This window comes from Telmatospirillum siberiense, from assembly GCF_002845745.1.
Taxonomy (GTDB): domain Bacteria; phylum Pseudomonadota; class Alphaproteobacteria; order Rhodospirillales; family Magnetospirillaceae; genus Telmatospirillum; species Telmatospirillum siberiense.
In genome coordinates, this window is sequence record NZ_PIUM01000031.1 from 1 (window position 1) to 15,657 (window position 15,657).

Annotated in this window: 12 protein-coding genes; all 12 read left to right on the forward strand. The window is 64.9% G+C overall.

Features of this window, described 5'->3' with window-relative positions:
- Positions 1-25: 25 nt before the first annotated feature.
- The 12 genes from CWS72_RS28670 to CWS72_RS21300 all read left to right on the forward strand — a co-directional run bounded on the left by CWS72_RS28670 (position 26) and on the right by CWS72_RS21300 (position 15,634).
- The gene (locus CWS72_RS28670; protein ID WP_101252656.1) at positions 26-367 is read left to right on the forward strand and encodes an energy transducer TonB; all 342 of its coding nucleotides are present in this window, start codon (positions 26-28) and stop codon (positions 365-367) included.
- Positions 368-418: 51 nt separating this feature from the next.
- Positions 419-1,261 carry a MotA/TolQ/ExbB proton channel family protein gene (locus CWS72_RS21250; protein WP_101252657.1) on the forward strand — a complete coding sequence of 281 codons (843 nt, stop codon included), beginning with the start codon at positions 419-421 and terminating at the stop codon, positions 1,259-1,261.
- Positions 1,262-1,266: 5 nt separating this feature from the next.
- Positions 1,267-1,695 (forward strand): ExbD/TolR family protein, encoded by a 429-nt coding sequence (locus CWS72_RS21255; protein WP_101252658.1) that lies wholly within the window; start codon positions 1,267-1,269, stop codon positions 1,693-1,695.
- Positions 1,696-1,714: 19 nt separating this feature from the next.
- A complete protein-coding gene (locus CWS72_RS21260) occupies positions 1,715-2,155 on the forward strand; it encodes an ExbD/TolR family protein (protein ID WP_101252659.1) in 441 nt (146 codons plus the stop codon).
- A 76-nt stretch (positions 2,156-2,231) separates the two neighbouring features.
- On the forward strand, positions 2,232-3,836 hold the full coding sequence (locus CWS72_RS21265) for a peptide ABC transporter substrate-binding protein (RefSeq protein ID WP_158240755.1): 1,605 nt from the start codon (positions 2,232-2,234) through the stop codon (positions 3,834-3,836).
- A 16-nt stretch (positions 3,837-3,852) separates the two neighbouring features.
- Complete coding sequence (gene oppB, locus CWS72_RS21270; protein WP_101252661.1) at positions 3,853-4,779, forward strand: oligopeptide ABC transporter permease OppB; 927 nt, start codon at positions 3,853-3,855, stop codon at positions 4,777-4,779.
- Complete coding sequence (locus CWS72_RS21275; protein ID WP_101252662.1) at positions 4,776-5,612, forward strand: ABC transporter permease; 837 nt, start codon at positions 4,776-4,778, stop codon at positions 5,610-5,612. Before oppB ends, CWS72_RS21275 begins: the two co-directional genes overlap by 4 nt.
- 3 nt (positions 5,613-5,615) lie before the next feature.
- On the forward strand, positions 5,616-6,614 hold the full coding sequence (locus CWS72_RS21280) for an ABC transporter ATP-binding protein (protein ID WP_101252663.1): 999 nt from the start codon (positions 5,616-5,618) through the stop codon (positions 6,612-6,614).
- Complete coding sequence (locus CWS72_RS21285) at positions 6,611-7,618, forward strand: ABC transporter ATP-binding protein (protein ID WP_101252664.1); 1,008 nt, start codon at positions 6,611-6,613, stop codon at positions 7,616-7,618. The genes CWS72_RS21280 and CWS72_RS21285 overlap by 4 nt, the downstream gene beginning before the upstream one ends.
- A 61-nt stretch (positions 7,619-7,679) precedes the next feature.
- Complete coding sequence (locus tag CWS72_RS21290) at positions 7,680-7,898, forward strand: hypothetical protein (protein WP_101252665.1); 219 nt, start codon at positions 7,680-7,682, stop codon at positions 7,896-7,898.
- A 36-nt stretch (positions 7,899-7,934) separates the two neighbouring features.
- Positions 7,935-9,779 (forward strand): tetratricopeptide repeat protein, encoded by a 1,845-nt coding sequence (locus CWS72_RS21295; protein ID WP_101252666.1) that lies wholly within the window; start codon positions 7,935-7,937, stop codon positions 9,777-9,779.
- A gap of 488 nt (positions 9,780-10,267) precedes the next feature.
- On the forward strand, positions 10,268-15,634 hold the full coding sequence (locus tag CWS72_RS21300) for an autotransporter domain-containing protein (RefSeq protein WP_146002832.1): 5,367 nt from the start codon (positions 10,268-10,270) through the stop codon (positions 15,632-15,634).
- Positions 15,635-15,657: the final 23 nt, after the last annotated feature.

A 15,657-nucleotide genomic window follows, 5' to 3' on the forward strand; every position in this document is an offset into this window, starting at 1 on the left:
GCCTCCGGTGACGTCTCCCCCGTCCATGTCCACACCAGCGTCGCCTCCCAGCCCCGCCCTTGCTCCTTCCCGCTTGGCCGAACCGGTGCGCACGGTTCCGTCGATCGATGCCTCGGGATCCTGTCGCAAGCCGGATTATCCGCCGATTTCCCGTCGCTTGGAGGAAACCGGAACGGTGATTCTGGAATTTCTGATCGATGTCGACGGCACGGTGACCGACAGCCGGATCGCCGGGAGCAGCGGTCATTCCCGTCTGGATGAGGCGGCCCGGCAAGCCCTGACGCTTTGCGCCTTCAAGCCCGGTACCCTGGACGGCCGGCCGGAAAAATCCTGGGCAAGGCTTCGTTATACCTGGTCGCTCAATTGAAAGGCCCGGCTTCAAAATCTTCCGAATAGACCTGTCCCAGGAGCGATATCGATGTCACGGTTTCCCTTTTTTCCGGCCCTTCGCCTGGTATCGACGCTCGCCCTGATAATGGCGGTGGTATCGGCTGTTCCCATCGCCACGGCCGCCGACCCGGTTTCGTTCGTCGCCGGCCCGGCGGCGACCGCGATGGCGACGAATCCTTACGGCTTCGACGCCCTATGGGCGCAAGGCGACATGGTCGCCCGTGGGACGTTGATCATTCTTGCCGTGATGTCGATGTCGACCTGGTACGTCCTGATTCTGAAGCTGGCCGAGCAACGGCGCCTCCAGGCCCGCGCCAGGGCGGCGAACCGGACGTTCTGGACGGCCCGGTCATTGTCGGAGGGGGTAAAGAGCCTGTCTCCCGATAGTCCGTTTCTCTTTTTGGCGTCCAGCGGCCTTGATGCGGTGGAGCGGCGGGACGGATCCCTGTTCGAAAAAGTCGATTCCGCCACCAGGATCGGGATGGCCGTTCAGCGCGCGGTCGAGCAGATCACGGGGGGGCTGCAGAGCGGCTTGGCCGTTCTCGCCACCGTTGGCTCGACGGCCCCCTTCATCGGGTTGTTCGGCACGGTCTGGGGCATCTATCACGCCTTGACCGCCATCGGCATCGCCGGTCAGGCGTCGATCGACAAGGTGGCCGGACCGGTCGGCGAGGCGCTGATCATGACGGCCATCGGTCTGGTGGTCGCCGTGCCAGCGGTTCTCGGCTACAACTGGCTGGTCCGGCGCAACAGGTCTTGCATCGAGGCGGTGCGCAACTTCAGCGCGGATCTCCAGGCGGTTCTCATGGCGGAGGGCAATGCCGCCTCTCTCCCGGCCCGGCGCGCCATGCCCTCGGTCAGGGTCGGGTGAGCGTCATGGCGATGCCGGGCGGTGCCGCGGGGGACGAGGATGATCTGACCGTGACGATCAACACCACGCCGCTGGTCGACGTCATGCTGGTGCTGTTGATCATCTTTCTGATCGCCATTCCCGTCGCCATCCGCAATGTGCCGGTGGCTCTGCCCGAGGAACGGACGGCTCCCACCCAAACCAGGCCCGAGAACATCACGCTTTCGGTCGATCGCCAGGGTGACGTCTTCTGGGGCGAGGCGAGGGTCGAGACCCTCGATGCGCTGATCGCAAGGCTCCGGGGCGAGGCGCTGAGGGAACCCCAGCCGGACATCCTGATCCGGGGCGACCGGGAGGCGCGCTTCGAAATGATCGGGCGTGTCCTGGCGGCCTGCCGGCAGGCCGGCCTCGCCAATGTCGGGTTCATCACCGAACCTCCCGGCGGCGGAAAATGAGGCGGGGAGGGGGCGGCTCATGGCAATGACTTACCGACGGGGCGATGACTCGGGCGAAGCCGAGCCGATGATCGAAATCAACACCACGCCGTTGATCGACGTCATGCTGGTTTTGCTGGTCATGCTGATCATCACCATTCCCATTCAGACTCACGCCGTAAAGCTCGACATGAGTGCGGCCCCGTCCTCCATCTCGCCGCCGCCACCACCGCCGATCTCCATCGAGATCGGGGCCGACGGGACTATCACCTGGGACGGCCGGGCGGTGGGCGACGGCCGGGACCTGGAGGAGCGCATGAAGACTGTCGTGGCGGATCTCCTCTCGCAGCCCGAGTTGCGCATCCGCCCGGACGGGCGGGCCGCCTTCAAGCATGTCATCGCCGTTCTGGCGGCGGCGCAACGGCGGGGTGTCCGCAACATCGGGATCGTCACCGCCGGGCAATTCAGCGCTCCGCCGTGACGGAACCTCTTGCATCCATCGGCATATCCATCTGAAAATCATGGAAGTTCGATGTCTTGCCGGGAGGTTCCTGCCGATGCCCATGAAACGCGCCGTTCTTGCCATGGGCGTCATATTGGCCTTCCTTTCGGTGGGGAGTTCCTCCTACGCCGGCGGAGAGGTCGTGCTTCGGCGGGGCAATGCCGCCGAGCCCGAATCCCTCGATCCGGCCCGTTCCGACACGGTAAACGCCGGTCGCATCCAGGATGATCTGTTCGAAGGCTTGGTCGTCCTCGACCCCGAGGACAGACCCTTGCCGGGGGCCGCCGAAAGCTGGACCGTATCGGCGGATGGCCTGACCTACAGCTTCACGCTGCGCGCCGGCCTCAGCTGGTCGGACGGATCGCCCCTGACGGCGGAGGATTTCGTCTACAGCTTCCGCCGCGTGGTCGACCCGGCCACCGCCTCCTCCTACGCCTATATCTTTTTCGCCTTCCAGAACGCCGAGGAAATCGTCCAGGGCAAGATCAAGGACCCATCCAGGCTGGGGGTCGAGGCGGTTGATCCGCGCACCTTGCGCATCCATCTGAAGCGGCCGACGCCTTATCTGCTGGCCGAACTGGCCCACGCCAAATTCATGCCGGTGAAAAAGGCCAATGTGGAGAAATTCGGCGCCGCCTTCACCCAGCCCGGCAATCTGGTTTCGAACGGCGCCTTCATCCTGGAGGAGTGGACCCCGCAGGCGCGCGTCGTGCTGGCGAAGAACCCGAAATATTGGGATGCGGCCAACGTCCATATCGACAAGGTGATCTTCTATCCGATCACCTCGCCGAACGAGGAACTCAACCGTTATCGCGCCGGCGAACTGGACATCACCTATGCGGTGCCCAACGCCCAGGCCGAATCGCTGCGCAAGACGGCGGGAGAGGAGTTTCGCAGCAATGTGCAGTTCGAGAGCAGTTATCTGGGCTTCAATCTGACCAAGCCGCCGTTTGCCGGCAATCCGAAACTCCGCCAGGCCCTGTCGATGACCATCGACCGCGAGATGCTGGCCGAGAAGCTCTTGAAGGTTGGCTCCATTCCCGCCTATGGCATCGTGCCGCCGGTCGGCGATCCCGCCTACAAGGCGCAGAGGGTGTCCTGGGCGTCGTTGTCGCAGGCCGAGCGCGTCGCCAAGGCCAAGATCCTTTACGCCGAGGCCGGCTACGGGCCGGATCATCCTCTCTCCGTCGAATTGCGACTGACGACCAGCGAGGACGCGCGCAAGGTCGCCATCGCCATCGCTTCGATGTGGCAGACCGCGCTCGGCGTCAAGACGTCGCTGGTCACCGAGGAATTCAAGATGCTGGTGGCGCATCGCCACGAAAAGCAGGTTACCCAGGTGTTTGCCGACGCCTGGGTCGGCGATTATCCCGACGCCACCACCTTCCTCGATCTTTTCACCACCGGTTCCGGCGAGAACGATCCCGGCTATGCCAATCCGAAATTCGACGCCCTGATCGCCGAGGCGGGCAAGACGCTCGACACGGCGCGCCGCGCCGAACTGCTTCAGCAGGCCGAGACGCTTCTGCTGGAGGACGCCGCCATCGCCCCCACCTTCAATCACGTCGAGCTTTTCCTGGCCAAGCCCTATGTGAAGAACTACCGTCCCAATCCGTGCGGATACACCTATTCCAAGGCCGTGACGATCCTGCCGCACTGATGGGCGATAACCGCTGATGCTGTCGATCCTGCTCAAACGCTTCTTCGGGGCCATTCCGACGTTGTTCGTCATCATCACGCTGACTTTTCTGATGATGCGGCTGACGCCGGGGGGACCCTTCGACACCGGCCGGGTCGTCTCGCCAGAGGTGCAGGCCAACCTGATGCGGGCCTATCATCTCGACGAGCCGCTGTTCAGCCAGTATCTGCGTTATCTGGGCGATCTGGCGCGTGGCGATTTCGGGCCGTCTTTCACCAGCAAGGATTTCAGCGTCACCCAGCTGATCCGCCAGGGTTTCCCGGTTTCCCTGCAACTGGGTCTGTCGGCCATGGCCATGGCCCTGGTCGTCGGATTGGGCCTGGGCACCTTCGGCGCCTTGCATCGCAACCGGCCGTCCGATCACGCCGTCATCGTTTTCGCCATGGTCGGCATCATCGTGCCCAGCTTCGTCATGGCGCCCATCCTTACCCTGGTCTTCGGCGTCACCCTGCATTGGCTGCCGGCCGGCGGCTGGGGGGACGGCCATCAACTGTCCTATAAGATCCTGCCGGTGGTGGCTCTCGCCCTGCCGCGCATCTCCTCGATCGCGCGGCTGTCGCGCAGCAGCATGATCGAGGCGCTGGAGCAGCCCTTCATCCGGACCGCCTACGCCAAGGGGTTGCCCCGCCGCCTGGTGCTGTTCCGCCACGCCATGCGGGCGGCCATCCTGCCGGTGGTCTCCTATCTGGGGCCAGCGACGGCGGGGATCATCACCGGTTCCATCGTCGTCGAGCAGGTTTTCTCGATCCCCGGCATTGGTCGCTATTTCGTCGATGCCGCGCTCAACCGCGACTACACCCTGGTCGCCGGCGTGGTGGTCTTCTACGGCTGCATCATCGTGTTGTTCAATCTGATCGTCGATATCCTCTACGGGGTCCTCGATCCCAGGGTTTCCCGGCGATGACGGCCGACAGCGGCTGGCGGCGCCTGCTCCGCAACCCGATGGCGATGGCCGGTCTGACCGTCCTCGGCCTGATCCTGCTGCTGGCGCTGTTCGGACCCTTTTTGGCGGCCCACGAGATCGATGAGGTGTTCTGGGACCGGATCGGCGCGCCGCCCGATTTCGCCGCCGGTTTCTATTTCGGGACCGACGCCAACGGGCGCGACCTGTTCGCCCGCACCCTGGCTGGCGCCCGCGTCTCGCTGCTGGTGGGAACGGCGGCTTCGCTGATCAGTCTGGTGATCGGGGTCACTTACGGCGCCATCGCCGGTTATCTGGGTGGACGGATCGACGCGGTGATGATGCGCATCGTCGATATCCTTTATTCGCTGCCTTTCGTTTTTTTCGTCATTCTGCTCACCGTCTATGTCGGGCGCAGCCTGTCGACCATCTTCATCACCATCGGAGCGGTGATCTGGCTCGACATGGCGCGGATCGTCCGCGGCCAGACGCTGAGCTTGAAGCAACGGGAATTCATCGAGGCGGCGCGCGCTTTCGGCGCCACCGACCGGCGGATCATCCTGCGCCACATCATCCCCAACCTGTGGGGGCCGGTCATCATCAGCATGCTGCTGGTCATCCCCGACGCCATCCTGACCGAATCCTTCCTGTCCTTCCTGGGCCTGGGCGTGCAGGAGCCGAACACCAGCTGGGGCGTCCTGATCGGAGACGGCGCGCAGAATATGATGGAGACCCCCTGGATGCTGCTGTTTCCCGGCGCCTTCCTGGCATTGACCCTGCTGGCGTTCAATTTTCTCGGCGACGGCCTGCGTGACGCAATGGATCCGAAGGAATGATCGATGGAGGCTGAACCGCGCCAGGATCGGATAGTGCTGAACGTCTCCAACCTGACCACCCGTTTCCTGACCCCCCGGGGCACGGTGACGGCGGTCGACGGCGTTTCCTTTTCGCTGGCGGCCGGCGAGACCTTGGGGATCGTCGGCGAATCCGGCTGCGGAAAGAGCCAAACCCTGTTTTCCATCATGGGGCTGCTGCCCTCCAACGCGCGGGTCGGGGGATCGATCGGCTTCGAGGGGCAGGAGCTGATCGGGTTGCCGCCGGGCGAAATGAACCGGCTGCGCGGCATCCGGCTGGCCCTGGTCTTCCAGGATCCGATGACGGCGCTCAACCCCTATCTGACCGTCGAGCGCCAGCTTTGCGAGGTTCTGGAATATCACAAGGGGCTATCCCGGGCGGACGCGCGGGCCGAGGCTCTGGAGGCGCTCCGGCGGGTCCATATGCCCGAGCCCGAGCGCCAATTGCGCCGCTACCCGCATGAACTGTCGGGGGGCATGCGCCAGCGGGTGGTCATCGCCATGGCGATGATCGGAAAGCCAGCCCTGCTGCTGGCCGACGAGCCGACGACGGCGCTCGACGTCACCATTCAGGCCGAAATTCTCGACCTCCTGGCCGAGCAGAGCGATAGCGGCACCGCCATCGTCCTGGTCACCCACGATCTGGGCGTGGTGGCGCGGCTGTGCGACCGCGTCGCCGTGATGTATGCCGGCCGGGTGGTCGAGCAGGGCCCGACCCGCGCCGTCTTCCACGCACCGCGGCATCCCTATACGCAAGGGCTGCTGGCCGCCCTGCCGCGCCTCGACGATTTGGCCTCGGCCGGCCGGAAACCGATCGAGGGGCAGCCTCCCGATCTGCTCGCCCTGCCGCCGGGCTGCGCCTTTTCTCCCCGTTGTCCCCTGGCCGACGGTCCGTGTCGGGAAATGTCGCCTGAACTGCTGTCTCGCGACGGCGGCTGCGCCGTCGCCTGCCATCATGCGGACGGGCGGGGAGGCGTATCGTGACGACGCCCGATGACCTTCTCCGGGTGGAGGGACTGTCGGTCGATTTCCCGGTATCGGGCGGTCTGTGGGGGCGGAAACGCGCGGTCCATGCCGTAAGGGATGTCAGTTTCACCTTATCGGCGGGTGAGACGCTGGGCGTGGTGGGCGAATCGGGGTGCGGCAAGTCGACGCTGGGGCGCGCCGTGCTCAATCTGATCCGTCCGACCGCCGGGCGCATCTGGTGGAATGGCAGCGAACCGGCGGCGGAAAGCCTGGAGAGACAGCGTCTCTTGCGCCGTGAAATGACGGTCATTTTTCAGGATCCGTTGGCGTCTCTGGACCCTCGGATGACCATCGGCGCCCAGGTCGGCGAGCCGCTCGACATTTTCGAGCCCGCCCTGCCCGAAGATGAGAAACGCCGTCGCGTGGCCGCGGTTCTGGAACGCGTCGGACTGTCGGCCGACGCCGTCGGGCGGTATCCCCATCAATTCTCCGGTGGCCAGTGCCAACGCGTCGGCATCGCCCGCGCCCTGATTTCCAATCCCCGGATGATCGTCTGCGACGAAGCGGTTTCGGCCCTCGACGTGTCGATCCAGGCGCAAATTGTCGCCCTTCTGGGCGATCTTTCCCGCGAGATGGGGGTCGCCCTGCTGTTCATCTCCCACAATCTGGCGGTGGTCCGGCAAATCAGCGACCGCGTCATGGTGCTCTATCTGGGCAAGGTGATGGAGATCGCCGGACGCGACAGCCTCTACGGGGCGCCCCGTCATCCTTACACCAGGGCGCTGCTTTCCGCCGTTCCCGTACCCGATCCGGATGTCGAGAGGAACCGCCGGCGGTTTCACCTGATCGGGGATCTGCCGTCCCCCCTCGATCCGCCGAAGGGTTGCGTCTTCCATACCCGCTGCCCCCATGCCGTGGATCGCTGCCGGACCGAGGTGCCGGACCTGTCCGGCCTCGAAGGCCGGCACCATGTCGCCTGCCATCTGTGGCGGGAACTGGAGTTCTCTCCCTCTCCGGCATGACAAGCCCCCTCCGCTTTGCTACCTTCGCAAACCGGAGGGGGCCCTCCAAGGAGACGACGACATGGCGTCATTCATGATCAAGGTTGCCGGCGAAGGTTTGGTCGCGCCCGCCCATCGGCTGGCCGATTCCGGGCCGACGACGGGCTATGCCATCATCTATGAGGTGCAGAACGTGCCCGAAGGCGTGCCCGTCGAAGCGGTGGTGCAGGCGTTCAAGGGGTTTCAGGCGCCGAAGGATCGCTACGAGGTCGATTACGGCGAACTGACGGCCGTCGGCTGAGGCGGGCGGCGCCGGTCCGGAGAGACGGGAAAACAGATGCAGGCGAACGACGCCGACCGTCTCTTTGCGACCGCCATCGAGCGGCATCAGGCGGGCGACCCGGCCGGGGCGATCCCCTTCTATCAGCAAGTCGTCCAGCTTTGTCCGGAGGCGGTGGCGCCGCTGGTCAATCTGGGGTTCGCCTGGCAGGGGCTCGGCCGGAGCGATCTGGCGATCGCCGCCTGCGATCGGGCGCTTCTGCTGGAACCTGATAACGCCGCGGCCTGGTCCGGCCGCGGCGGCGCCTGCATGGAGCTCGGTCGTCCGGACGCCGCGATCGCCTCCTTCGTCCGGGCCATCCTCGCCGATTTCTCCAGCACCGAGGCCTTGAACAATCTCGGTCGCGCGCTGGCGGTGCAGGGCAGGGCGGAGGAGGCGACCCGCATTCTGCGCCGGGCCGTCGTTCTGGGTCCCGACAATCCCCAACCCTACAACAACCTGGGCGCCGTGCTGATCGGGGCCGGCGCCGTCGCCGAGGGGCTCGTCGCCTGCGCCAGAACCCTGACCCTGGATCCCGTCAATCCGGAAGGGGAGAACAATCTGGGCAACGCCCTGATGGAGCTGGACCGGCCCGAGGAGGCGATGGCCGCGTTCGGCCGTGCCCTGGCTTTGCATCCCGCCTTCCCCGAGGCCTGCACCAATCTGAGCGGCGCCTTGATCGATGCCGGGCGCTGTCCGGCAGCCGCTCTCGTCTGTGCCCGCGCCATCGCTCTCTCGCCCGATGACGCCAGGTCCTACAACAATCTGGGCAACGCCCTGTACGGGACCGGCGCGCTCGACGCGGCGGCGCGGGCTTTCGGCCGGGCGCTCCGTCTGGCGCCCGATGACGCCGAAATCCATTACAACGCCTCCGCCGTTCTTTTGAAGCAGGGACGCCTGCGGGAAGGCTGGGTGGAATTCGAATGGCGCAAACGCACCGAGCGCAGCGCTTTCCGCAAAATGCCGCTGCCCGGACCGGAATGGGACGGCGGGCCGCTTGCCGGACGGACCTTGCTGCTTTATGCCGAGCAGGGTTTGGGCGATGTTCTGCAGTTCGCCCGGTATGCCCCCCTGATTGCCGCGCGGGCCGGGGGGGGCGTTTTGCTCAGGGTCTATCCCTCCCTGGTCCGGCTGATGTCCGGTCTTCCCGGCCTTGCCGGCGTGATCTCCACGGACGATCCCCTGCCGCCCTATGACTGCCATCTTCCGCTGATGAGTCCGCCCTACCGCATGGGCACGGTGTTGGACGACATTCCCGCCCCTAATTCCTATCTCGGGGCGGATTCGCGGGCGACGGAGCGCTGGCGGGAAAGACTGGATGCCCAACCCGGCTTGAAGGTGGGCATCGCCTGGGCGGGCGATCCCAGGGAGCACCAGCGGGGGGCCCATCTGATGGACCGGAGACGGAGTTTGCCGCTGTCCGCTTTTGACGAGGTCGTCCGCATCCCCGGCATCCGCTGGGTCAGTTTGCAGAAAGGGGCGGCGGCGGCCCAGGTCAAGGCGGCGCCCTTCGGCTCGGCGTTGTTCGACCCGATGGACGAGATCTCCGATTTCGCCGATACCGCCGCCCTGATCGCCGCGCTCGATCTGGTGATCTCCGTCGATACCTCGGTTGCCCATCTGGCCGGCGCGCTGGGCAGGCCGGTCTGGATCCTGTCGCGGTTCGACGGCTGCTGGCGATGGCTGGAAAGCCGATGCGACTCCCCCTGGTACCCTTCGGCCCGCCTTTATCGGCAGCCGGCCTGGGGGGACTGGCCGTCCGTGCTCGCAACCGTGGCCTCCGACCTGGAGCGGTTGGCCGCACGGTCTTCGCTGGGAATAACCCTGCCGGGGAATAAATATTCAGATGACGCTCTGCGCTGAAGTCTTGGCCTCTTCGGTCGAAAACTGGCGCCTCCCCAAGCGACGGAACATCAACCCGCGCCGAGGCAAGTTCAACGCGGGTTGATATTATTTATCCATTGATTGCCTTGTTTTCCCCTGTGTCATACCAATGTATTCGCGGAAAGAGGTTCGGCTCGGGCTTGTGGGCGGGGGCCGGGTAACCATCAAGATGTTCCCAGGGCAGTCGAAGGGAACCAGCAGAAAAAGCGATGCGGATGGCCCTCGTCAAGGAAGAGAAAGGCGGGGTACGCCTTCAGGCAAGATATCGCAGAATGGGGCGTTTCGACGATTTGAGCGATTTTGGTTGAACGAACTCCCGAAAATGGAGATTGTTCACTTATCTTGAAACCCAAGATTTCTTATTTTTTCATTTGCTTAGTTAATGGTTGTTCAGATTTCGTGTGGGTGTGTTGTCATCGTGGGGTGGGGGCGTGGTGCAGGCGGGGATTGGGCGTAAAAAGCTGCGGTTGCGGCAAGTACTTTTGTCGGGGACGTCTCTGGCCGTAATCGGTACGGCTCTGATTGTCGTCGATCAGGCCGGGGCGGCCGATATAACCATCAGCAGTTCCATCACCACTGGCACCCTGTGGAGCGCGACGGCTTCTCCCGGGAGCAATCTTACCGTCACCTCCTCCGGCACCATCAACACCACCGACGCTTATGGCGTGACGATTACCGGGACCGCCGGTTCGCAGTTGGGCACGCTGTTGAACAATGGTCTGATCGCCGACCCGGCGGCAAACGGCCGAGCCATCTTTATCCAGGCCGGCAGCGTGGCGGCCGTCGTCAACCACGGCACCATCAGCGCCGGCACCTACGCTATTTGGAATGCCGGATCCATCGGGACGATGACCAACAGCGGCCTGATTTCCGGGCGGAGCGTCAACCAGGCGACGATCGGCGTCCTCTCCAATTCCGGCACTTTGACCTACAGCAGCTTCACCTACGACAACGAATCGCAAATAGGCACGCTGATCAACAGCGGGCTGATCTACGGCGATCGCGCCGTCTACAGCCAGGGCACCATCGGTACCCTCGTCAACACCAACATAGGGACCATCTCGGGCACCATCCACGCGATCACCATTACCGGTGTCGGCGGCATCAATTCGATCGCCAATTCCGGACAGATCATCGGCAACATCCTCAATTCCGGCACGATCGCCCTCGCCATTGCCGGTGGCGCCCCCGGCACCGTCGGCACGCTGACCGGTACGCTGGGCAGCATCGGCACCATCACCAGCGCGCAGGCCGGCCTGCTGTTCACCTCGGGCAACGAATATCTGAACGATTCGATCAACGTCGGCACCAACACGGTCAGCAACATCGGCGCTTCGCTGACGGTGGGCAACACGCTGAGCATCACCGGCACCTTGGCCCAAACCGCCGGCACCCTGTCGCTCAACCCCGGCGCGGGGCAGCTCGTGGTCAACAGGCCCGTTCTTCTTACCGGCGGCACCGTCGTCTCCAACGAGGTCGCCACCAGCAATTACATCGCCGGAAACTATACTTTGGTGTCCGGCGCCGCCGGATCCAGCTACTCCGGCGTCACCCTCATCGACAACTCCATCACCGGCCTGTCGGCGGTCACCAGCGTCAGCGGCAACAACATCGTCACCACCGCCAACAACGACTATATCGGCGGCACCCTGGCCAGCCTCGGCAATACGGGCAGCATCGGCGGAGCCACCTACGGCGTCTATGTCGCGGCGACGGGATCCCTGGGCACGTTGACCAACAGCGGCACCATCGGCGGCTCCTCCGAGGCGATCTTCAATTCGGGGACCATCGGCTCCCTGGTCAACAGCGGCGTCATCGCCGGAAAGATCGAGAACGCCACCGCCCTCGACCTGACCATCAGCGGCGGGAACGGCGCCACCATCGGCACGCTGACCGGCTCCACGCTGACCAACCAGGGCAGCATCGTCAATACGCTGTCCAACCTGGTGTTCGCCAGCGGGAACCTGCGGCTCAACGACAATATCAATGCCACCGGCCACACGGTGGTCAACAGCGGCGCCTCGCTCGCGCTCGATTCCATCGTCAGCATCACCGGGGCTTACAGCCAGACGGGGGGTACCCTGCTCATCTCCCCCACCCTGGGCGGTCTGGTGGCCAGCGGCGCCGCCAACCTCTCCGGCGGCACGGTGTTGTCCACCTTCTCGAACACCGGCAACTATCTGCAGGGGACCTATACCCTGGTCAGCGGCTCCAGCCTGAATTTGAGCGGCGCCACCGTATCGATCAACAGCATCGCGGGCTTGTACGACAGCAGCAGCATCGTCGGCAACAGGCTGCTGCTGTCGCTGACCAACGACTATATCGGGGGCACGCTGACGACGCTGAGCAACGCCGCCACCATCACCGGCGCCAGCACCGGTCTTTATGTCGCCACCACTGGCCGCATCGGCACGCTGACCAACAGTGGCACCCTGGGCGGCGGGCAGTTCGGCATCAACAACCGCGGCACCATCGGCACGCTGGTGAATTCCGGCCGGATCACCAACAGTAGTTTCACCGCCCTGTGGAATCAGGGCAGCATCGGCCAACTGGCCAATAGCGGCACCATCGTCAATAGCAGTTGGGCCATTCTGAACAGCGGCACCATCGCCACGCTGACCAACAGCGGCATCATCAGCGGGGCCGGCAACGCCATTCAGAACAATGGCGTCATCACCCTGGTCAACAACAGCGGCACCATGTCCGGCGGCAGCAACGCCATTGCCGGCACCATCGCCACCATCGTCAACAGCGGTCTGATCCTCGGCAACATCAACAAGAATGGCGGCGGCAGCATCTCCACCATCATCGGCGGCAGCGCCGGCACCGTCGGCACCTTCACCGGCTTCAGCGGCGGCAGCCAGGGCACCATCGGGGCCAGCGGCAATCTGGTGTTCGCCTCCGGCGCCTTGTTGCTGAACGACACCATTACCGCCGTGGGCATTGCCGCCAGCAGCCTGACCGTCAGCAATACCGGTGCCGATATCACCCTGTCCAACCCGGTGAGCATCATCGGCAATTACAGCCAAAGCGCCGGCACGTTGTCATTGGGCAGTACCGGCGAACTGGTGGTCAGCCAGGCGGTCAGCATCACCGGCGGAACCGTCGCCGTCCCGTTGTCGGCGACCGGCAATTATTTGGCGGGCTCCACCGGCCGCACGCTGGTGTCCGGCGGGATCGGGTCCCGCTATGGCGGCGCTTTCGTCAGTTCCGGCGTCACCGGCCTTGATCTCGGCGGCGTCGCGACGGGGACCAATCTGCTTCTGAGCTACGCCAACGACTATGTCGGCGGCACGCTGGCGTCACTGAACAACACGGGATCGATCAGCGGGAGCAATTACGGCCTCTATGTGGCCGCGACCGGTGTCCTCGGCACGCTGACCAACAGCGGCACCTTGTCGGGCAACCTTTATGCCGTCGACGCTGTGGGCAGCCTCGGCACCATCGCCAATAGCGGATTGATCGCGGGCAACATCTCTTCCAGCGGCGATCTGATCATCGTCGGTGGGACGGGCAGTACCGTCGGCACCCTGACCGGTGCCGCCGGCGGTCTCGGCACCATAACGGCGACCGGCCTCGCCTTCACCTCGGGCGCCCTGCTGTTGAACGACAATATCACGGTCGGCTCCGGGACCGTGGTCAACAGCGGCGCCTCGGTCCAGCTCAACACCATCGTCAGCATCAGCGGCAATTACGGTCAATCCGCCGGTACGCTGACGGTGCTCAATGCCGGCGAACTGGTGGTCAGCGGCGCGCTCGACATCGGCGGCGGGACGGTGGTTTTGGACCCCTCCAGCGAAATCCTGGTCGGCGGCCTGATCACCATCACCGCCAGCACGGTGGTGGCGGCGCTGTCCAGCACCGGCAATTATCTGGCCAACGGCGCCGGCCAGACCTTGATCAGCGGCGGAGTGGGGTCGTCGTACTCGGGGATCACCCTTTCTTCGAGCATGACCGGCCTCGCGGTGCAAAGCACCAACACCGGCAACAGCCTGGTGGTTCGTTATCTGAACGACTATGTCGGCGGCTCGCTGGCCAGCCTTTCCAATACCGGGTCGATCACGGGAAGCAGCTATGGCGTCTATGTGGCGTCTTCCGGCAGTATCGGGACTCTCACCAACAGCGGCACCATTTCCGGCACCACCTTCGCCATCGAAAATCTGGGCAACATCGGTCTTATCGCCGATAGCGGGCTGATCGCCGGAGACATCCATTCGTCCGGCGCCCTGACCATTGCGGGGGGAACGGGCGGTTCCGTCGGCACTCTGAGCGGAACCTCGGGTAACCGCGGCACCATCAACGCCTCCGGGGTGACCTTCGTCCCCGGAAATCTGCTGCTCGACGACGATATCATCGCCAACGGCGGCAGCGGGCTGGTCACCAACAGCGGCAGCGTGCAGGTCAACCGGCCGGTGAGCATTTCCGGCAACTATGTGCAGACCTCGTCCGGCAGGCTGGTGGTGGGGGTGGCCTCGACCAGCAGTTACGGACAGTTGACGGTTTCCGGCTCGGCCAGCCTGTCGGGGGCGGTGACCATCGTCGCCATCAGCGCGGGGACGATCAGCAAGGGCGATACCTTCAGTATCGTTTCGGCGGGAACGCTGTCGGCCAGCAATCTGGCGGTCGGCGTTTCCGGCGAGGGCAATAGTTACAGCATCGTCGGCAACGAACTGGTGGTCACCGTGGGGGCGACCACCGTTACCTCGTCGTCGGCCTGGACGGACAAGGCGGCGGCGGCGGGGGGCGGCGCGACTCCGGTCGGCCCTGTTCTCGATAGGCTGTCCACGATGACCGCCTTTCAACCACTGCTGACCAGCCTGGCGGCGTTGCCCGTCGCCTCCCAGGGTCATGCCTTGAAGCAGTTGGGGGTGGCGCAGATCGTGCCGCAGGTCGGCGCGACCGCCGTTCTGACGTCGCCCACCACCGCGGTGATCGAACAGCATCAGCTCTTGCTGTCGGACAGCGGGGCCGAGGCCGGCCGGGCGGCGGGTTCGGATGGCGGGCAGAAGGCCTTGTGGGGTCAGGTGCTGGGCGGCACGGCGACGCGGGACGGCGGCTATGCGTCGACGTCCTACGGAGTGCTGCTGGGCGGCGATCTGACGCTGGGCGAAAACGGGACGGGCGGTCTGGCGGCGAGTTGGCTGCGCAGCAATGCCAAGGGCAAGGGTGATGGATCGGGCAACCGGACGACGGCGGACAGCTATCAACTGGCGGCCTACGGCGCGTGGCGGCCGCAAGGGGGGGCGGCGTTCCTGACCGGGCTGGCGGCTGTCGGCCAGAACCAGTTCGACCAGAAGCGTGCCATCGATTTCCTGGGCCAGACGGCGAAAGCCTCCTACGACGGCCAGCACTATCAGGCGAAGCTGGGGGCGGGCTACGACGTCGCCTTGCGGAACGTTCCCTTGGTCGGCCTGGCCACGGCGACGCCCTTGGCCAGCCTGCAATATGTGCGGAGCGAACTCTCGGGCTACAGCGAAAGCGGTGCCGGCGTGGCCGATCTGACGGTGAAGTCGAAGGGATTCGACTCGGTGGAAAGCGAGTTCGGCGGCCGCCTGGCGACCCGTTTTACTCTGCCCTGGGTGATGCTGGCCACCGACATCCAGGCCGGCTGGGTTCATTCCTATACCAACAGCCCGGTGGCGGTCTCGGCGACGATGGGCGGGGTTTCCTTCGTCACGCGGAGCGATCGTCCGGCGGCGGACGGCGCCCGCATCGTGTTGGGGGCGAGCCTGGAGAAGACGGACGATCTGTCGATCCGCGTCGAATATGACGGCGACTACCGCGAGGATTACCGCAGCCACACCGGGCTCTTGCGGATCCGTCAGGCCTTCTGATCTCCGAGCGGGGTGAGTGGGGT